Raw genomic sequence first — 18867 nt, forward strand, 5'->3', positions numbered from 1 at the left:
GCGCGGTCAGCGCGCTCCCGGGCGCGCGGCCGGCTGGCCGGTCGGCTGTTCGGCCAGCAGGGCCACGCGCGTGAAGCCCGAGGCGGCGATGTTGCCCATCACCTCCATCACCCGGCCGTAGCTGATCGTGCGGTCGCCCCGCACGAAGATGCGCGTCTCGCGGCCCTGGCGCGCCTCGGCGATCGCGGCGAGCCGCGGCACCAGCTCCTCGAGCGTCACGGCCGTCTCCTGGATGTAGACCCGGCCCTCGGCATCGATCGTGACCGAGAGCGGCTCGTCGGGGCTCGAGACAGGATCGGCCGAGGTGCGCGGCAGGTCGACGTTCACGCCGACGGTGAGCAGCGGCGCCGCGATCATGAAGATGATCAGCAGCACCAGCATGACGTCGATCAGCGGGATCATGTTGATCTCCGCCATCGGCCGGTAGCGGCTCCTGCCGCCGCCCCGCTGCGGTGCCATCAGCCCGCCCGCCATGGGTCAGCTCCTGGGCTCGTAGGCCTGGCGCGAGAGGATCGCGCCGAACTCGCCGGCGAAGGCTTCGAGCCGCCCGGCGTAGCGGCCGAGATCGGTCGAGATCTTGTTGTAGGCGAGCACCGCCGGGATCGCGGCGGCGAGCCCGATCGCGGTCGCGAACAGGGCCTCCGCGATGCCGGGCGCGACCACGGTCAGGTTGGTGTTCCGCATGGTCGCGATCGCGGCGAAGCTGTTCATGATGCCCCAGACCGTGCCGAACAGGCCGATGAAGGGGGCTGCCGAGCCCACCGAGGCGAGGAAGATCATCCAGCGCTCCAGCCGCTCCATCTCGCGCTGGATGGTGATCGTCATCGCCCGCTCGATGCGCTCGCGCGTGCTCTCGCGCACGGCGTCGGGCGCGTGTTCGAGCTTCGGCGCCGAGCGCTGCCACTCGCGCATCGCCGCGGCGAACACCGCCTCCATCGGGTGGCGCGGCGTGTCGCGCACGCCCTCATACAGGTCCTCGAGGTTCTTGCCCGACCAGAAGTTGTCCTCGAAGGCGTCCGCGCGGCCATTGACGCGCCGGAGTGTCGCGACCTTCTCGAAGATGATCGCCCAGACCCAGACGCTCGCCAGCAGAAGTCCGATCATCACCGTCTTGACGACGATGTCGGCCTGCAGGAACAGCGCCCACAGCGACAGGTCGACGGCGCCGTTCGCCGCCAGCCCTGCCGCGTCCACCGCTCGGTCCATTCGCAGAATCCTCGGTCAAGCCCTCACGACACCGGGTGGATCAACGCGCGAAGTGTGGCCGGAATGCGCTCAGGCCGCCCCGTCGCGAGCCTGACGCACGCCAGCGCCACATCGAGCGTCGCGATCCCCTCCCCGCCCCGGCCGATCTCCTGCCGGAGCTCCACGGACGCGCCGCCGATCCCCGCCACCCGGGTCTCGACCACCAGCGACTCGTCCAATCGCGCGGGGCGGTGATACTCGATCGAGAGACGCTTGACGACGAAGATCAGCCCCGACTCGTCGATCAACTGCCGGTGCGGAAGGCCGAGATCCCGCAGCCACTCCGTGCGCGCGCGCTCGGCGAAACGCAGGTATGACGCGTGGTAGACCACGCCGCCGGCATCCGTGTCCTCGAAATACACGCGCAGCGCGAAGCGATGGGCCGGCTGCTCACCCATCCGTGTCGTCCGCCGCCGAGAGCAGATCGGCCTGGAACCCCTTGGGCGGCATGAGTCCCAGATGGCGCCAGCCGGCCTCGCCGAGCACGCGCCCGCGCGGGGTGCGCAACACGAACCCCTCCTGGATCAGATAGGGCTCGATCACGTCCTCGATGGCGTCCCGCGCCTCGGCGAGCGCGGCGGCGAGCGTCTCGACCCCGACCGGGCCGCCGCCGTGGCGCTCGGCGATCAGGCGGAGGTAGCGCCGGTCCATCGCATCGAGCCCGCGCGCATCGACCTCCAGCCGGGTGAGCGAGGCGTCGGCGGCGCGGGCATCCACCCGCGCCGTGCCGTCCACCGCGGCGAAGTCGCGCACGCGGCGGAGCAGGCGCCCGGCGATGCGGGGCGTGCCGCGCGAGCGGCGCGCGATCTCGGCCGCGCCATCCTCGGTCAGGTCGAGGTCGAGCAGCGCCGCACCACGCCGGACGATGCCGAGCAGCTCCTCGGGCGTGTAGAAGGTGAGGCGCAGCGGAATGCCGAAGCGGTCGCGCAAGGGCGTCGCGACCAGCCCCGAGCGCGTGGTCGCGCCGATCAGGGTGAAGGGCTGGAGGTCGATGCGCACCGTGCGCGCCGCCGGCCCCTCGCCGATGATCAGGTCGAGCCGGAAATCCTCCATCGCCGGGTAGAGCACTTCCTCGATCGCCGGCTGGAGGCGGTGGATCTCGTCGATGAACAGCACGTCGCGCGGGTTCAGGTTGGTCAGGATCGCGGCGAGGTCGCCCGAGCGCTGGATCACCGGGCCGGAGGTGGCGCGGAAGCCCACACCGAGCTCGCGCGCGACGATCTGCGCGAGCGTGGTCTTGCCGAGGCCGGGCGGCCCGTGCAGCAGCACGTGATCGAGCGCCTCGCCGCGCGCGCGCGCCGCCTGCACGAACACGGCGAGATTGGCCTTGGCCTGGGCCTGGCCGATGAAGTCGTCGAGCCGCGTGGGACGCAGCGACGCCTCGCCGAGATCATCGCCGCGCGCTTCCGGGTCGGTGAGCCGGTCGGTCATCGGGCGAGCGCCTTCAGCCCTTCGCGGATCAGCGCCTCGACCGAGGCGGCCTCACCCATGCGCCTGCGGGCAGCCGCAAGCGCGGGTTCGGCCTCGGCGCGGCGATAGCCGAGATTGGCGAGCGCGGAGACCGCATCCGCGAGCAGCGGATCGGCGGGCGGGGCGGGTACGGATGCCGCGACCGGGATCGCCTCCGCGCCGGTGAAGCCGGGCTTGCCCTTCAGCTCCGTCACCAGCCGGGCCGCGAGCCGGGCACCCACGCCGGAGGCACGGGTCAGCGTCTTCGCGTCGCCGGTGGCGATCGCGGCGGCGATCTGGCCGGGCGAGAAGGCGCCGAGCAGCGCGAGTGCCACCTTCGCGCCCACCCCCTGCACGGTCAGCAGGGTGCGGAAAGCGGCGCGCTCGGTCGCGTCAAGGAAGCCGTAGAGCGTGATCGCGTCCTCGCGCACCATGGTCTCGATCGCGAGGGTGGCCGGCGCGCCCGGCGGCGGCAGGGACGCGAGGGTGCGGGTCGAGACACCGACCACGTAGCCCACGCCGTTGACGTCGATCAGCACGCCCTCGGCGTCGGCCGCGACGATCGTTCCGGAGAGACGGCCGATCATCGCCGCCCGGTCCGGCGATCCGGGCCGCCGGCGGCGAGGCGACTCGGGGGGCGCTGGCGCATGGGCGGGTTGTAGCGAAAACCGGAGCACTGTCCAAGCGAGCCGGGGGCCGGGTTGCGGTCGCGCGGCCGCCCCACCAGCCCCGCGCGCGTATCAGAACCGCCCGAAGATCAGGTCGGGCACGAAGACGACCGCGCCGGGCATCAGGATCAGCAGCAGCGTCGCCGCCGAGACCGCGACCAGCAGCGGCAGCGACTCGATCGTGTACTCGCCGACCGGCACGCGCATGATCGAACAGACGGCATACATCGCCGCCCCCACCGGCGGGGTGAAGTTTCCGATGGTCGCGGCGATGATGAAGACGATGCCGAAATGCACCGGATCGCCGCCGAGGCTGCGCACCAGCGGCAGGAACACCGGGGTCAGCATGATGATCAGCACGGTCGCATCGACGAAGAAGCCGATCGCCAGCACGAACAGCACGATCAGCGCCATCACCAGCGGCAGATCCTCCGACACCGACAGCAACGCGCCCGAGACCACATCCGGGATCTGCTCCAGCACGATGCCGTAGGTGAAGATCGCCGAGAGCGCGATCAGGAACATCACCGCGCCGATGTCGGTGAGGCTCTGCTCCAGCGCCTCCAGGAACGACCGTCCGCGCATCTCGCGGTGGATCACGATGCCGACGACGAGGGCATAGACCACCGCGAAGGCGCCGATCTCGGAGGGCGTGAACACGCCCATGCGCAGGCCGAACAGCAGGAACACCGGGAACAGCAGCGCCCAGATGCCGCCGCGGAAGGCGCGGACCACCTCGCCCGCGCTCGGTGGTGCTTCGCGCTCGGGCGGATAGCCACGCCGCCGCGCCGTCAGCGCGATCGAGGCCGCGAGCGCCACCCAGAGCAGGGCGGCCGGCACGAACCCGGCCGCGAACAGCCGCCCGATCGAGACTTGGCCGATCGAGCCATAGAGGATCATGCCGATCCCGGGCGGGATCACCGGCGTCAGCAGGGAGCCGAAGGAGAGCACGCCGGCGGCGAAGCCGCGGCTCATGCCGCGCCGGACCATCTCATGGCCGAGCATGCGCGACTGCATCGAGGCATCCGCGATCGCCGAGCCCGACACGCCGCCCATCAGCGCCGACAGCACCACCGAGACCTGCGCGAGCCCGCCGCGCATCCGCCCCGCGAGCACGGTCGCGAGCGTCAGCAGCCGCGCGGTGATGCCCGCCTTGTTGAGGAAATTGCCGGCGAGGATGAACAGCGGTATCGCCAGCAGCGCGAAGTTCTGCGTCTGCGAGACGGTCACCTGCACCGGGATGAACACCGGCAGGTCGAGGTTCTGGAGGAAGAACAGCGTGCCCGAGATCGCGATCGCGAAGGCGACCGGCATGCCCATCAGCATCAGCACCGCGAAGGCGATGACGACGAGCAACATCTCAGGCGCGCACGGGCTCGCGGCCGAGCGCGCGGAACTTCAGCAGCGTCGTGATCAGCAGCAGCAGCGCGCCGGCAGGAAGGCTCGCCGTCACCCAGGAGTAGCTGATGCCGGGAATGCCCTGGAACGCGCGCGCGCGGCCGACCCAGGCGAGATGCGCGCCCACGATCGCGATATAGACCAGGAAGGCCGCGATCAGCAGGTAGTTCAGCCGCATCACCGCGATCCGCCAGCGCGGCGGCAGCCGGTCGGTCACCAGCGCGATCGAGACGAGGGCGTTGTTGCGCCAGGCGATGTCGGCGCAGAGGAAGCAGGCCCAGGCGAACAGGCAGGTGGCGAGGTCGATCGTCCAGTTCAGCGGGTGGTGCAGCATGCGCGCCACACCACCCGTGAACACCAGGACGACCATCAGCACCAGGAAGGTTCCGGCGATGACGGCCTCCGCGCGGCAGAGCCGGCGGTAGAACTCAGCCATGCGGCCGTCCCGCCATCACCGGCCTCGCGTCAGCGGCGCATCTCGCGCTGCACGGCCTGGAAGGCGTCGGTGATGCCGAGCACCTCGTAGGCGCGCGCGCCGGCGCGCTTGAACGCCTCGATGTCGATGTCGCTGACGACCGTCATGCCGCGCTGTTGCAGCTGCGCGCGCACCTGCCCCTCCAGCTCGACGATCCGCCGCGAGGTCTCCTGCCCCGCCTTGCGGCACTCCTCGACCAGCGCGGTCTGGAACGCGCCCGGCAGGCGCTGGAACCAGCGCGCGCTGACCACCTGGAAGTTGATCAGCAGGATGTGGCGGGTCTCGTTGGCGTAGCGCAGCACCTCGTTGAAGCGGCCGGCGGGGATGTTGTTCCAGACGAGTTCGACGCCGTCGATCGCGCGCTGTTGCAGACCCGGATACATCTCGCCGAACGCCATCGCGACCGGGGCGGCGCCGAGCGCGCGGATCGACTCCTGCCAGATCGGCCCGGGCGGGGTGCGGATGCGCAACCCCGCCAGATCCTCCGGCCGACGGACCGGCCGGTTGGTGAAGAAGTGGCGCTGGCCCTGCACCCAGTCGAAACACACGACCTGGAGCCCGTGCTGGTTCGCGAGCTCCGTCACCCAGCCCTTCACCGTGGGCGAGTCGGCGACCTTCGCGACATCCTCGATCGTCTCGGCGAAATAGGGGCCGTTCATCACGGCGATGCCCTTGACGTAGTTGCCGAGCCGCGCGCTGTCCGTGTTCTGGCCGATATTGGCGCCTTGGCGGATCTGCTCGATGATGTCCTCCTCGACGCCGAGCTGGGCGGAATGGAACACCTGCACGGTCAGCCCGCCGTTGGTGCGCTCGCGCACGCGCTGCGCCCAGGTCTGGAAGCCCTGGTGATAGGGCTCGCTCGGGCCGAGCACATGGTTGAAACGGAGCGTGAAGCGCTCCTGCGCCAGGGCGTCCGGCGCCGTTGCCGCCACCAGCGCCGCGACCGCGGCCGCCATTCCGAGCTTGGACGTTTTCATCTTCCCTCCTGATGCCGGGTTGCCGGCTGGTTGCCGTGCCAGCCTCCGCGCCGCCGCGGCGGGCTGCATGGCCTGTGTCTTGTGTGTACACTAGCCACGGAGGCATCGAGCGGCAAGCATGGCCAAACCGACGAACACGCCGCGTGCCGAGCCCGGCCACCTGACCGGCGCCGCGCCCCGGCTGCACGAACGCACCTTCGACATCCTGGCCGCGCGCATCGCCGAGGGCGCCCTGCCCGCCGGCACGTTGCTGCTCGAATCGCATCTCGCCCGCCAGTTCGGCATCAGCCGCGCGCCTGCCCGCCAGGCGCTCGCGCGGCTCGAGCTGCTGGGCCTGGTGCGCCGCGCCGAGGGGCACGGCTACCGCGTGCGCGGCCGTCCGAGCCGCGATGCCGAGCCAGCGCCGCTGACGCCCGTGCGGCTGGAAGCGGCGGCGAGCTGGCAGCGCTTCTACCCGGAGGTCGAGCGCGCGATCATCGCCCGCACCGCGGTCGCGGGCTGGCGCGTGATCGAGACCGAGCTCGCGCGCCACTACGGCGTCAGCCGCACGGTCGCGCGCGAGATGATCGCGCGGCTCAACCAGCGCGGCGTGATCCGGCGCGACGGGCGGGGGCGCTGGTACGCGCCGGCGCTGACACCCGAGCATGTCGGCGAGCTCTACGAACTGCGCTGGCTGCTGGAACCGGTGGCGCTGCGCAAGGCGATGCCCTCGGTACCGTCGGGTTTCGTCAGCGCGATGCGCCGGCGGCTGGAGGAGGCCGCCGCGCGCGCCGAGACGCTGGACGGCCGCGCGCTCGACGAGCTGGAGGCCGATCTGCATCTGCGCCTGCTCGGCCATTGCACCAGCCGGACGCTGATGGACTCGCTCCGGCTCTATCAGTCGCTGCTGGTGGCGCACTCCTTCCTGTATGACTGGGTGCCGCGGCTCTACCCGACCGAGCCGTTCCTGCCCGAGCACCTCGCCGTGGTCACCGCGCTGGAGGCTGGCGACATCGAGAGCGCGGCGGCGGCGCTGGAGCAGCATTTGCGCGCCTCGCTCGGCCGCGCGCTCGCGCGCATCGCGCAGGTCGCCGAGGCGCCGCGCCCCGCCCCCCTGCCCTATCTGGAGAAGCTGCCCGAGGGCAGCGAGGACCGCGCGCGCGTCAGCGGCGATACGGACTAGGCAGCAGCGCGCGCAAGGTCACCCTGCCCTGGCCCGGCACGAGAACCTCTGCCTCGGGCGCGTAGTCGAGCAGCAGTTCGCGGCAGAGGCCGCAGGGCGAGACCAGCATCGGCCCGCCCCCCTCGTCCGGGCGCGGATGGCGCACCGCCGCGACGAGCGCCACCGTCTCGCCCGCCATCACCGCCTCGCCGAGTGCGATCGCCTCGGCGCAGATGGCCGCACGACCGACCGTCGCGTCGAGATTGACGGCCACGAACACCCGCCCCGAAGCCCCGCGCAGCGCCGCACCGACCGAGTGCCGGCCGTAGCGGTAGCGCAGCCGCACCACCTCCTCCGCCGCGGTGATCAGCGCGCGATCGGTCGGCGAGAGCAGGTCGGTCAGTCCGGTATCGGGCGCCACGGGGCCTCCAAGGGTTCGCCGGCCAAGCTCTAGCACAGCCCCGCCCGCCCTTACGCTCGGTTACCCTTCGTGACGTCCGACCCGCCATGGCCGGGCTATCATTGGTGCATGACCCGACGCGCCCTTACCCGCACGGGCTCGGCCGTCCTCGCCCTCGTGGCCCTCGCCGCGATGGTCGTGGCGCTGCACGGGCCCGTCACCTCGCAGGACCGCGGCGAACGCGCGGCCCCGACCGCCACGGTCGCGCGCGGCGACGTGCTCGACCAGATCGCCGCCCTCGGCTCGCTCCAGCCGCGCCGCTATGTCGATGTCGGCGCGCAGGTCTCGGGCCAGCTCCAGCGCCTGCACGTGTCGATCGGTGACCAGGTCTCCGCGGGCGACCTGCTCGCCGAGATCGATGCGCGCACCACCCAGGCGAATGTCCGCACCGGCGAGGCCGAGCTGCAACGCCTGCGCGCGCTGCTGACCCAGCACGAGGCGAACCGCGACCTGCTCACGCTCCAGGTGCAGCGCCAGCAGCGCATGTTCGCTGCCAATGCGACCAGCCGCGACGCGCTGGAGACGGTGCAGGCGCAACTGCGCGAGCGCGAGGCGCTGATCGCGCAGACCCACGCGCAGATCGCCGCGCAGGAGAGCCGGCTCACCGCCGATCGCGCGATCCTCTCCTTCACCCGCATCGTCGCGCCGATGGACGGCACCGTGGTCAGCCTGACCGCGACCGAAGGCCAGATGCTGAACGCGAACATGAACGCGCCGATCCTGATGCGGATCGCCGATCTCAGCAGCATGACGGTGACGGCGCAGGTGTCCGAGGCGGATCAGCCGCGCCTCTCGCCCGGCATGCCGATCCGCTTCAGCACGCTCGGCTCGCCGGAACGGGTCTACCAGGCGACCCTGCGCCAGATCTATCCGACGCCGGAGATCGTCAACAACGTCGTGCTCTACCAGGCGCTGTTCGACATCCCGAACCGCGACGGCGCACTGTTGCCGCAGATGACCGCGCAGGTGTTCTTCGTGCGCGCGCATGCGCGCGGCGTGCTGACCGTGCCGGCGAGCGCGCTCGACCCGCCGCGCCGCGGCGCCGACCCGAGCGTGCGGCGCGTGCGCGTGCTCGGCCCCGACGGCGCGATCGAGCCGCGCGAGGTGACGATCGGCGTGACCGACCGCGTGAGCGCCGAGGTCCGTGCCGGGCTCGCGGAGGGCGAGCGCGTGGTGCTGAACGAGCGCGCAGCACCCGGACCGCAGCAGCAGACCCAACGGCCGCCGCGGGTGCCGATGCGATGACCACGCTGCTGCCCGATCTCGCGCGCCACCAGGGCGCCAAGGCGCGCACGCCGCTCATTGCGCTGCGTGGCGTGTCGCGCGTGTTCGGCGAGGGGGCGACCGCCGTCACCGCGCTCGATGCCGTCGATCTCGACATCCACCAGGGCGAGTTCGTCGCCCTGCTCGGCCCCTCGGGCTCGGGCAAGACGACGCTGATGAACCTGATCGGCCTGCTCGACCGGCCGAGCAGCGGCAGCTACGCGCTCGCGGGCGAGGAGGTCGGCACGCTCGACAGCGATGCGCTCGCCGCGGTGCGGCGCGAGCGGATCGGCTTCATCTTCCAGCAATACAGCCTGATCCCGACGCTGAGCGCGGTCGAGAACGTGGCCCTGCCCGCGCTCTATGCCGGGCTGTCGGGCGCGGAGCGGCACATGCGCGCGGCCGACCAGCTCGGCCGGCTCGGGCTCGCCGAGCGGCTCGGCCATCGCCCGACCCAGCTCTCGGGCGGGCAGCAGCAGCGGGTGTCGATCGCGCGCGCGCTCATGAACGGCGGCGACATCATCCTCGCCGACGAGCCGACCGGCGCGCTCGACTCGCGCACCGGCGCCGAGGTGATGGGGATCCTGCACGAGCTGCACCGCGCCGGGCACACCATCATCCTGGTCACCCACGCCGAGGAACTGGCCGGACAGGCCGAGCGGCAGATCCGCCTGCGCGACGGCCGCATCGTCTCGGACAGCGGCGCGGTGCCGTCGCTGCGTGAAGCCGGGAACGGATCGGCGTTGCCGAAGGGCGGCGCGCCGCGCGCGCTCGACACGCTGCGCACGGCCACGCGCGCGCTCGGCGCCAACATCCTGCGCACGGCGCTGACGCTGCTCGGCATCGTCATCGGCATCGCCTCGGTGATCATCATGCTGGCGATCGGCAACGGCGAGAAGGAGGCGATGCTGCAACGGCTGAGCCATCTCGGTCCCGATCTGCTCACCATCACCGCCGGCGCGCGCAATGTCCGCTCGGCCGACGGCGTCACCGCGACGCTGATCGACGCCGACCGCGCGGCGATCACGGCGCTGCCGAACGTGCGCGCCGCGATCTCGGAGTACTCCACCACGGTCACGCTGCGCGGCGCGGGCAACGACCTGCGCACCACCGCCCAGGCGACCACGCCGGATCTGCCGCAGGTGCGAAACTGGGCGCTCGCGCGCGGCGCGTTCTTCGGCGAGGCCGAGATCGCGCGCTACGCCGCGGTCGCGGTGCTCGGCCAGACGGTCGCGCGCAACCTGTTCGGGGATGACGATCCGCTCGGCCGCTACGTGCTGGTGAACACGGTGCCGTTCCAGGTGATCGGCCTGCTGGAGGCGCGCGGCGCCAATTCCTGGGGGCGGGACCAGGACGATGTGCTGTTCGTGCCGCTCTCCACCGCGAGCCTGCGCCTGCACGGCCAGCGCCATGTGCAGAGCATCACCGTGCAGGTGGCGGACACGCGCCAGGTCGACGCGACCCAGGAGGCCGTGACCGCGCTGCTCGCCGAACGCCATGGCGCGATCGACTTCCAGGTGCGCAACACCGCGCAGATCCTCGCCACCGTCACCGCCTCGCGCGACGGCGCGACCGCCATGCTCGGCGCGATCGCGCTCGTCTCGCTGCTGGTCGGCGGCATCGGCGTGATGAACATCATGCTGGTGAGCGTCACCGAGCGGACCCGCGAGATCGGGCTGCGCATGGCCGTGGGCGCGCGGCGGCGCGACGTGCTGCGCCAGTTCAGCCTGGAGGCGCTGATGATCTGCACCGCGGGCGGGCTGGTCGGCGCGGCGATCGGCCTCGCCGGCACGGCCGTGCTGGAGGCGCTCGCCTGGCCGATCGTGGTCGAGCCGATCACGGTCGTGCTCGCGCTCGCCTCGGCCTGCCTGACCGGGCTCGCGGCCGGCTATCTGCCGGCGCGCAAGGCGGCCGGGCTCGATCCCGTGCGGGCGCTGGCGAACGAGTGATGCGGCGGCGCGCGACCCTGCTGCTGGCGGCCGCAGGTGTCGCCACGGGATGCGCCCGCATCCCCCTGCCGATCTACACGCTGGGCGCGGCGGATCAGTACGCCAACGCGCCGATCGATGCGCCGACCGCCTGGCCCGACGCCGAGTGGTGGCGCGGCTTCGGCAGCGCCGAGCTCGACGCGCTGATCCTGGCGGCGCGCGAGAACAACCAGGACCTGCGCGGCGCGGCCGAGCGGGTGCTCCAGGCCGAGGCCGGCGCGCGCATCGATGCCGCGCCGCTGTTCCCCTGGCTCGATCTCGATGGCGGGGCCTCGCGCCGGCGCGGCAGCACGGGCGGCAGCACCAGCCTCTCGGTCGGCGGGACGGTCTCGTGGGATGCCGATCTCTGGGGCCGGCTGCGCGCCAACGCGCGCGCGGGCGCGGCCGATCTGCTGGCGAGCGGGTTCGACCGCGATGCGCTGGCCCTCTCGATCACGGCGGCGACCGCAGCGACCTATTTCCAGCTCGTCGCGATCCGCGCGCGGCGCGACCTCGCGGCCGAGACCCTGGTCGCGGCGCGGCGCATCCTCGGCATCGTCCAGGCCCAGGCCGGCGCGGGCGGCGCCTCGGAGCTCGACATCCAGCGCCAGTTGAGCGCAGTCGCCTCGCAGGAGGCGCAGCTCGCGGATCTCACCGGCCAGGAGGCGCAGCAGCGCCACGCGCTCGCGGTGCTGCTCGGCCGCCGGCCGGACCAGCTCGCGGTCGCCGCCCGCTCGCTCGCCCCGCTCCGGCTGCCGCCGGTGGAGGCCGGGCTGCCGACCGACCTGCTCGCGCGCCGCCCCGATCTCGCGCGCGCCGAGGCGCAGCTTGTCTCGGCCGGGTTCGATGCCGAGGCCGCGCGCGCCGCGCGCTATCCCGGGCTGCGCCTGACCGTCTCGGCGGATCGGCTTGCGCCCGATCTCGCCGGGCTGTTCACCATGGAGCGGCTGGTGACCGTGATCTCGGCCTCGATCCTCGCCCCCGTGTTCCAGGGCGGGCGGCTCGCCGCGGCCGAGGATCGCGCCACCGCGCGGATGCGCGAGCTGGGCCACAGCTACGCCGCCGCGATCCTGACCGCGTTCCAGGAGGTGGAGGATGCGCTCGCGGTCTCGCGCGCGGCCCGCGAGTCGCACGCGCTCCGCCGCACCGCCTACGAGGCCGCGCAGCGCGCCTATGCGATCGCCGAGCTGCGCTGGAACGCCGGCGACAGCGACTTCATCACCGTGCTCCAGGCCCAGCAGGCATTCCTGGCCGCGACCGACCAGCTCTCGCAGGCCGACCTGACGCGCTATCTCGCCGCGGTGGCGCTGTACCGCGCGCTCGGCGGCGGCTGGTCCCGCCCGGCCGAACTCGCCGCCCGCTCCTGAGCGCTCATACCGGCCTGCCGAAGGTTTCACCCTCGGCAGGCCGGCATGACGGGTTTCGTTCGCGCGTGGCCGCCCCGCCAGCCCCACGCGCGATACCCGGCCGCCAAAGGTCGAACCTTTGGCAGCCGGGCATTACTCGGCCGCCTCGGCCTCCTCGCCGCCCTCGGCCATCAGCGCATTCGCGACCATGCCGGCCTGGGCACGGATGCGCTCCTCGATCTTGGCCGCCACCTCCGGGTGGTCGCGCAGGAAGGCCTTGGCGTTCTCGCGGCCCTGGCCGATCCGCTGGGAGTCGAAGCTGAACCACGCACCCGACTTCTCGACCACCCCGGCTTTTACCCCAAGATCAACGAGTTCGCCGGTCTTGCTGATGCCCTCGCCATAGGTGATGTCGAACTCGACCTGGCGGAAGGGCGGGGCGAGCTTGTTCTTCACCACCTTCACCCGGGTCTGGTTGCCGACCACCTCGTCGCGGTCCTTGATCGCGCCGATGCGGCGGATCTCCATCCGGATGGACGCGTAGAATTTCAAGGCGTTGCCGCCCGTCGTCGTCTCCGGATTGCCGAACATCACGCCGATCTTCAGGCGGATCTGGTTGAGGAAGATCAGCGTCGTGCGGCTGCGGCTGACGCTGCCGGTGAGCTTGCGCAGCGCCTGGCTCATCAGCCGCGCGTGCAGGCCGACATGGCTGTCGCCCATCTCGCCCTCGAGCTCGGCGCGCGGCACGAGGGCGGCGACCGAGTCGACCACCAGCACATCGATCGCGCCGGAGCGCACCAGGGTGTCGGCAATCTCCAGTGCCTGCTCGCCCGAATCGGGCTGGCTGATCAGCAGGTTGTCCACATCCACGCCGAGCTTGCGGGCATAGACCGGGTCGAGGGCGTGCTCGGCATCGATGAAGGCGCAGGTGCCGCCGCGCTTCTGCGCCTCGGCCACGCAATGCAGCGCGAGCGTGGTCTTGCCCGAGCTCTCCGGCCCGTAGATCTCGATGATGCGCCCGCGCGGGATGCCGCCGATGCCGAGGGCGAGGTCGAGCCCGAGCGAGCCCGTCGGGATCACCTCGATCGCCTCGGTGGTGTCGCGCCCGCCCATGCGCATCACCGAGCCCTTGCCGAAGGCCCGCTCGATCTGCTGGAGCGCCTGGTCGAGCGCCTTGTTCTTGTCCATGTCCGTCTCTGTCCTGCCGTCTCGGAGGCTCAACCTCGGGTGATGCCGGGCGATCGCGTGTTCGCGCTCCTTACCACAGCGTCCGGGCCGCGTCGCATCGGATCGCGTGGTGACTGTCCACGCTTTGTTCCGAGTCAGGCGATGGCGCTGGCGATCACAGAAGCGTGAGGTTTCGACCTGAAACCTCCCTCATGATCCACAGCAACGCATCCGAAACTCTTTGCTGCGCACATAGGCCCCGACGGACCGCACTGGTCCATGGCGCACGGCCCGGCTCCTCCCCGCTGCGGTCGGCGCGGCAGCCCCCCAAAGAATGCTGCCACTCGGGGGCGCGGCTTCGGTCGCGCCCCTCTTTTTTGCCCGCCGCGCATGACGCTTCGGTGAACTCCGGTCCGCGCTTGACCTCGCTCAAGACAGGCGCGCGCCCGTTCGTGTCCCTTGCGGCCCGACCGATCGGAGGAGGACACGATGCTGACGACCGCCATCTTTCCGGGCCGCTACGTGCAGGGCGAGGGCGCGCTCGCGGTGCTGGGCGAGGAACTCGCCCGGTTCGGCACGCGCGGCTTCGCCGTGATGGACCCCTTCGCCGCCGACACGCTCAAGCCCGAGATCGAGGCCGGGCTCGCTGGCAAGGTCGCGCTCGCCTGGGAGCGGTTCGGCGGCGAGTGCAGCGACGAGGAGATCGCCCGCCTCGCCGGGATCGCCAAGGGCTCGGGCGCCGAGGTGATCGCCGGCATCGGTGGCGGCAAGGCGCTCGACACCGCCAAGGCGGTCGCGCACAGCCTCGGCCTGCCGGTCGCGATCGTGCCGACCATCGCCTCGACCGATGCGCCGACCTCCGCCCTCTCGGTGATCTACACGCCCGAGGGCGCGTTCAAGCGCTACCTGATCCTGCCGCACAACCCCGCCCTCGTGCTGGTGGATACGGGCGTGATCGCGCGCGCGCCGGTGCGCTTCCTGGTCGCCGGCATGGGCGATGCGCTCTCGACCTGGTTCGAGGCCGAGGATTGCCGCATCAAGCGCGGCGCAAACATGACCGGCCGGCTCGGGCCGATGACGGCTTATGCGCTCGCCCGGCTCTGCTACGACACGCTGCTGCAATACGGCGTGCTGGCGAAGGCCGCCTGCGCCCAGCAGGTGGTCACACCGGCGCTGGAGCACATCGTCGAGGCGAACACGCTGCTGTCGGGGCTCGGCTTCGAGAGCGGCGGACTGGCGGCGGCGCACGCGATCCACAACGGGCTCACCGTGCTGCACGAGACTCACGCCTACTGGCACGGCGAGAAGGTGGCGATCGGCACGCTCGCGCTGCTCATGCTGGCCGACCGCAAGCCGGCGCTGATCGACGAGGTGTTCGGCTTCTGCGAGTCGGTCGGGCTGCCGACGACGCTCGCCGCGATCGGGCTCGGCGACGTGGACGACGCGGCGCTGATGCGGGTGGCCGAACGCGCCTGCGCCGAGGGCGAGACGATCTGGAACGAGCCGCACATGGTGAACCCGCGCCGCGTGGTGGCGGCGCTGCGGGCGGTCGATGCGGAAGGGACGCGCCGGGCGAAGACGCTGCCGCTCGCCGCGGCGTAGCTCCGCTACACTAGCGCCCGGCCGCCATCGGCGAGGATGGTCGTGCCCGTCACCTTCGGCATCATCGTCACCGCGGCATAGATCGTCACCGCGATCTCCTCGGGCTTGGCCCAGCCGAGCGGGGTCGCGGCGCCGATCGCCGCGTGCTGCTCCGGTGTCCACATCCGCGCCATGTCGGTATCGACCGGCCCGGGAGCGACCGCCACCACGCGGATCGCCGGCGCGAGCGCGCGGCCGAGGCTGATCGTCATCGTATCGACCGCCGCCTTCGCCGCGCAGTAGGCGACGCTGCTCCCCTGCCCGCGCCGCGCCGCGACCGAGGAGAGGTTCACGATCACCGCGGGCTCGCGCTTGCGGAGCAGCGGGACGAAGGAGCGCGCGCAGTAGAGCGGCCCCATCGCGTTGATGCGGAACACGCGCTCGATCAGCGCATCGTCCAGCGCGTCGAGATCGTGATGCGGCACCGGCCGGGTCCAGCCGGCGTTGTTCACCAGCGCATCGAGCGCGCCGAACGCGGTGCCGACCGTCGCCGCGGCGGCCGCGACCGACGCGCTGTCGGCGACATCGGCCTGCACCATCAGGTGCCCCTCGCCCGCGAGCGAACCGAGCGTCGCCTCGGCGGCCGCACGGTCCGAGCCGTACAGGATCGCCACGCGCCAGCCCTCGGCGGCGAACAGCCGCGCGGTGGCCGCGCCGATGCCGCGATTGCCGCCCGTCACCGCCACGCTGCGTGTCGTCATCCCGGAACCTCCTGCTGCCGCCCGCGCCGGACCAGTCCGACCAGGATGGTGAGCCACACCACCGCCGTGATCGCCGCCAGCACCGCCGCGATCGGCCGCGAGACGAAATAGGCGAGGCTGCCGTCGCCCTTCATCATCGTCGTCATGAAGTGCTTCTCGAACTGGTCCCCGAGCACGATGCCGAGGATCGCGGGCGCCACGGGGATGCCGTTCTCCTCCATCAGCCAGGCGAGAATGCCCATCACCATCATGATCACCAGCGCGAAGGGATCGTTGTCGATCGCGAATGAGCCGACCATGCAGAAGATCAGGATCAGGGGCGTCAACACCGGGCGCGGCACGGTCAGCACCTTGGCACAGAGCCGGATCGCGACGAGACCGATCGGGATCATGATCAGATTGGCGATGATGAAGGCGAGGAACAGCGCGCCGATCTGCTCCGGGTTCATCAGGAAGATGTCGGGGCCGGGCTGCAATCCCTTCATCAGCAGCAGACCGATCACGATCGCCGTGACGGAATCGCCCGGAATGCCGAACACCAGCGCCGGCACCCAGGCGCCGGCGATCGCGGCGTTGTTGGCCGCCCCCGCATCGACCAGCCCCTCCTCCGAGCCCTTGCCGAACCGGTCCGGGTCCTTCGAGAAGCGCTTGCCGACGGCGTAGCTGATCCAGGCGGCGATGTCGGCGCCCGCGCCCGGCAGGATGCCGATCGCCGTGCCGATCGTGTTGCCGCGCACGATGTTCACCGGGTAGCGCCGCAGCACGGAACCGGTCCCGCGCAGGATGCTGCCGATGCGCCTCACCTGCACCTCGGCGGCGTTGCGGATGGTCGGCAGGTTGCGCAGGATCTCGGCGATCGCGAACATGCCCACCATGGCCGGAATGAACGCGACCCCCGAGAGCAGGTTGCCGAACCCCATGGTGAAGCGCGGATAGCCCGAGGTCACGTCCTGCCCGATCGTGGCGATGAACAGCCCGATCAGCAGGCTCACCGCGCCCTTCAGCGGATCGCGCCCCGCGACCATCACCGCGCAGGAGAGCCCGAGCGCGACCAGCCAGAAATACTCCATCCCCGAGAAGCGCAGCGCGACCTCGGCGAGGCGCGGGGCGAGCAGGATCAGCACGGCCGTGCCGAACAGCCCGCCGATCGCCGAGGTGACGAGACAGATCCCGAGGGCGAGCTCCGGCTTGCCCTGCTTCGTCAGGTTGTAGGCATCGTCCACATAGGCGGCCGAGGCGGGCGTGCCCGGAATGCGCATCAGCGCGCCGGGGATGTCGCCGGCGAAGATCGCCATCGCGGTCGTCATCACCACGGCGGTGAGCGCGGTGACGGGATCGAGGAAGAAGCTCACCGGCACCAGCAGCGCGACCGCCATGGTCGCCGACAGGCCCGGCATCGAGCCGACGAACAGGCCGAACAGGGCGGCGCCGATGCCGACCAGCACGGTCTGCGGCTGGAGCAGCAGCGCGAAGGCCTGCGGCAGCGCCTCGATCATGCGCCGTACCTGAGATGCAGCAGCACGCCGAGCGGCAGCGGCACGCGCAGCCACTCGGCGAACATCAGATGGATTGCCAGCGGACCGAGCACGGCTGTGGCGATCGCGAGCCGCCACGACGCACCGAACCGGCGCGTGAGCACCAGCAGGATCGCCGCGGCCGTGGGAATGAAGCCGAGACGCTCCGCCACCGCCAGATAGGCGACAATCGCGCCCAGCACGAGCAGTGCATCGAGCCGCGCGCGCGGATCGGTCAACAGCGGCCCCGGCTCGATCCAGCGCGCCCCGCGCCCGGCCCGGGCGTGGCGCAGGAACAGCCCGATCGCGCAGAGCGCCAAGCCGGCCGCGATCACGCCCGGGAACAGCGACGGCCCGAAGGCCTGGCCGGGAACCACCGGGAAGCCCCGGGCGGTCCACGCGATCGCGGCCGCCGCGCCGAGCAGCACCACGCCCAGCGCGGCGTCCGACAGCTTCAAGCGGTCAGGACCGCGCCAGCCCGAGCGCCTTCATCACGCCGCCGAGGTCGTTGTCCGACTTCTCGACGAAGGCGGCGAGCTGGGCGGCCGGCATCGGGCTCAGCCCGAAGCCGCGCGCATCCATGGCCTGCTTCCACTCGGCCGTGCCCATCGCCTTCATCGAGGCCTCCTCGAGCCGCTTCGCGATCGCCTCGGGAATCCCCTTCGGCCCCATCACCGAGAGATAGGAGGCGAGCGTCCAGTCGGAGCCGATCGCCTCCTTCACCGTCGGGATGTCGGGGAAGGCGGGCACGCGCTCCGGCATCATCGCCGCGAGCGAGCGCACACGCCCGGCGCGCAGCAAGGTCGCCGCCTCGGGAATGCCGCAGGGGACGATGTGCACGCCGCCCGCGACCAGCTCGCGCAGCCCCGAGGCCGCGCCGTCCGAGGGAATCCAGGGGGCCGCGTCGGGCGCGAGCCCGACCGACTGCAACAGCCCCGCGATCGCGAGATGCCAGATGCCCCCCTGCCCCGTGCCCGACGACTTGTACTTGCCCGGATTCGCCCGGATGTCGTCGATCATGTCCTTGAGCGTCTTCCACGGGCTGTCGGCCGCGACCTGCACGCCCGCCGGGACGAGGTTCATCATCGCGATCGGCGTGTAGTCGCGCCAGGTCAGGCGGGTCAGGCCCTGCCAGTGCATCATGCCGATCTCGACCGTGACGGCGCCGATCGTGTAGCCGTCGGGTGCCGCCTCGGCGATCGCGGAATGGCCGACCACGCCCGACCCGCCGGTGCGGTTCACCACCGTCACGGGCGTGCGCAGCTCGCGCTCCAGCAGCGTCGCGATCGTGCGGCTGTGATAGTCGGTGCCGCCGCCCGCGCCCCAGGGGACGATGAACTGGATCGGCCGCGCGGGCCATTGCGCCTGCGCGATCGCGGGGGTGGCAAGCGCGGCGGCGCCGGCGGCGGCCGCGACGCGACCGAGGGTGCGGCGGGTCAGCATGCGAAACGTCTC

Annotated in this window: 19 protein-coding genes; 5 read left to right on the top strand and 14 right to left on the bottom strand. The window is 71.8% G+C overall.

Features of this window, described 5'->3' with window-relative positions; translation table 11 throughout:
* Window positions 1–6 precede the first annotated feature (6 nt).
* The 8 genes from tolR to F563_RS0100130 all read right to left on the bottom strand — a co-directional run bounded on the left by tolR (window position 7) and on the right by F563_RS0100130 (window position 6212).
* Window positions 7–474, bottom strand: coding sequence for a protein TolR (gene tolR, locus F563_RS0100095; protein ID WP_019012591.1), 468 nt, complete (start codon window positions 472–474; stop codon window positions 7–9).
* Window positions 475–477: 3 nt separating this feature from the next.
* Complete coding sequence (gene tolQ, locus F563_RS0100100) at window positions 478–1206, bottom strand: protein TolQ (RefSeq protein WP_019012592.1); 729 nt, start codon at window positions 1204–1206, stop codon at window positions 478–480.
* 23 nt (window positions 1207–1229) lie between these two features.
* On the bottom strand, window positions 1230–1643 hold the full coding sequence (gene ybgC, locus F563_RS0100105; RefSeq protein WP_019012593.1) for a tol-pal system-associated acyl-CoA thioesterase: 414 nt from the start codon (window positions 1641–1643) through the stop codon (window positions 1230–1232).
* Window positions 1636–2676 (bottom strand): Holliday junction branch migration DNA helicase RuvB, encoded by a 1041-nt coding sequence (gene ruvB, locus F563_RS0100110; protein ID WP_019012594.1) that lies wholly within the window; start codon window positions 2674–2676, stop codon window positions 1636–1638. Before ruvB ends, ybgC begins: the two co-directional genes overlap by 8 nt.
* The gene (gene ruvA, locus F563_RS0100115; protein ID WP_019012595.1) at window positions 2673–3281 is read right to left on the bottom strand and encodes a Holliday junction branch migration protein RuvA; all 609 of its coding nucleotides are present in this window, start codon (window positions 3279–3281) and stop codon (window positions 2673–2675) included. Before ruvA ends, ruvB begins: the two co-directional genes overlap by 4 nt.
* Before the next feature lie 153 nt (window positions 3282–3434).
* Window positions 3435–4721 (bottom strand): TRAP transporter large permease, encoded by a 1287-nt coding sequence (locus tag F563_RS0100120; protein WP_019012596.1) that lies wholly within the window; start codon window positions 4719–4721, stop codon window positions 3435–3437.
* Window position 4722: 1 nt separating this feature from the next.
* Window positions 4723–5196 (bottom strand): TRAP transporter small permease, encoded by a 474-nt coding sequence (locus F563_RS0100125; RefSeq protein ID WP_019012597.1) that lies wholly within the window; start codon window positions 5194–5196, stop codon window positions 4723–4725.
* 29 nt (window positions 5197–5225) lie between these two features.
* Complete coding sequence (locus F563_RS0100130) at window positions 5226–6212, bottom strand: C4-dicarboxylate TRAP transporter substrate-binding protein (protein WP_035574305.1); 987 nt, start codon at window positions 6210–6212, stop codon at window positions 5226–5228.
* A 118-nt stretch (window positions 6213–6330) separates the two neighbouring features.
* Here F563_RS0100130 and F563_RS0100135 point away from each other — a divergent pair, with 118 nt between their 5' ends.
* Window positions 6331–7374: a GntR family transcriptional regulator gene (locus tag F563_RS0100135; protein WP_019012599.1), complete on the top strand. Its 1044-nt coding sequence runs from the start codon at window positions 6331–6333 to the stop codon at window positions 7372–7374.
* Here the strand turns inward: F563_RS0100135 and F563_RS0100140 are convergent.
* Window positions 7355–7774 carry a cytidine deaminase gene (locus F563_RS0100140; protein WP_019012600.1) on the bottom strand — a complete coding sequence of 140 codons (420 nt, stop codon included), beginning with the start codon at window positions 7772–7774 and terminating at the stop codon, window positions 7355–7357. The two genes, F563_RS0100135 and F563_RS0100140, sit on opposite strands and share 20 nt — an antisense overlap.
* Window positions 7775–7882: 108 nt before the next feature.
* On the opposite strand from F563_RS0100140, the gene F563_RS20995 reads away from it, so the two are divergent.
* Genes F563_RS20995 through F563_RS0100155 form a run of 3 tightly spaced genes read left to right on the top strand, consistent with a single transcriptional unit; the run spans window position 7883 to window position 12410 of the window.
* Entirely contained in the window at window positions 7883–9058 is a 1176-nt protein-coding gene (locus F563_RS20995; RefSeq protein ID WP_019012601.1) for an efflux RND transporter periplasmic adaptor subunit, read from the top strand.
* Window positions 9055–11025, top strand: coding sequence for a MacB family efflux pump subunit (locus F563_RS0100150; RefSeq protein ID WP_019012602.1), 1971 nt, complete (start codon window positions 9055–9057; stop codon window positions 11023–11025). Before F563_RS20995 ends, F563_RS0100150 begins: the two co-directional genes overlap by 4 nt.
* Window positions 11025–12410, top strand: coding sequence for an efflux transporter outer membrane subunit (locus F563_RS0100155; RefSeq protein ID WP_019012603.1), 1386 nt, complete (start codon window positions 11025–11027; stop codon window positions 12408–12410). The genes F563_RS0100150 and F563_RS0100155 overlap by 1 nt, the downstream gene beginning before the upstream one ends.
* Before the next feature lie 132 nt (window positions 12411–12542).
* Here F563_RS0100155 and recA read toward each other — a convergent pair whose 3' ends face one another.
* Complete coding sequence (gene recA, locus F563_RS0100160; RefSeq protein WP_019012604.1) at window positions 12543–13577, bottom strand: recombinase RecA; 1035 nt, start codon at window positions 13575–13577, stop codon at window positions 12543–12545.
* A 468-nt stretch (window positions 13578–14045) separates the two neighbouring features.
* Between recA and F563_RS21000 the strand changes: the two genes are divergently transcribed.
* Complete coding sequence (locus F563_RS21000) at window positions 14046–15158, top strand: glycerol dehydrogenase (protein ID WP_019012605.1); 1113 nt, start codon at window positions 14046–14048, stop codon at window positions 15156–15158.
* 5 nt (window positions 15159–15163) lie between these two features.
* Here the strand turns inward: F563_RS21000 and F563_RS0100170 are convergent, their stop codons facing one another.
* The 4 genes from F563_RS0100170 to F563_RS0100185 are packed head-to-tail and all read right to left on the bottom strand — an operon-like array spanning window position 15164 to window position 18855.
* Complete coding sequence (locus tag F563_RS0100170; protein WP_019012606.1) at window positions 15164–15898, bottom strand: SDR family NAD(P)-dependent oxidoreductase; 735 nt, start codon at window positions 15896–15898, stop codon at window positions 15164–15166.
* On the bottom strand, window positions 15895–17394 hold the full coding sequence (locus F563_RS0100175; RefSeq protein WP_019012607.1) for a tripartite tricarboxylate transporter permease: 1500 nt from the start codon (window positions 17392–17394) through the stop codon (window positions 15895–15897). The genes F563_RS0100170 and F563_RS0100175 overlap by 4 nt, the downstream gene beginning before the upstream one ends.
* Window positions 17391–17870: a tripartite tricarboxylate transporter TctB family protein gene (locus F563_RS0100180; RefSeq protein WP_019012608.1), complete on the bottom strand. Its 480-nt coding sequence runs from the start codon at window positions 17868–17870 to the stop codon at window positions 17391–17393. Before F563_RS0100180 ends, F563_RS0100175 begins: the two co-directional genes overlap by 4 nt.
* Before the next feature lie 4 nt (window positions 17871–17874).
* Window positions 17875–18855 (bottom strand): tripartite tricarboxylate transporter substrate binding protein, encoded by a 981-nt coding sequence (locus F563_RS0100185; RefSeq protein ID WP_019012609.1) that lies wholly within the window; start codon window positions 18853–18855, stop codon window positions 17875–17877.
* Window positions 18856–18867 lie beyond the last annotated feature (12 nt).

Origin of the sequence: Elioraea tepidiphila DSM 17972 (assembly GCF_000378465.1) — a bacterium.
GTDB lineage: Bacteria > Pseudomonadota > Alphaproteobacteria > Acetobacterales > Acetobacteraceae > Elioraea > Elioraea tepidiphila.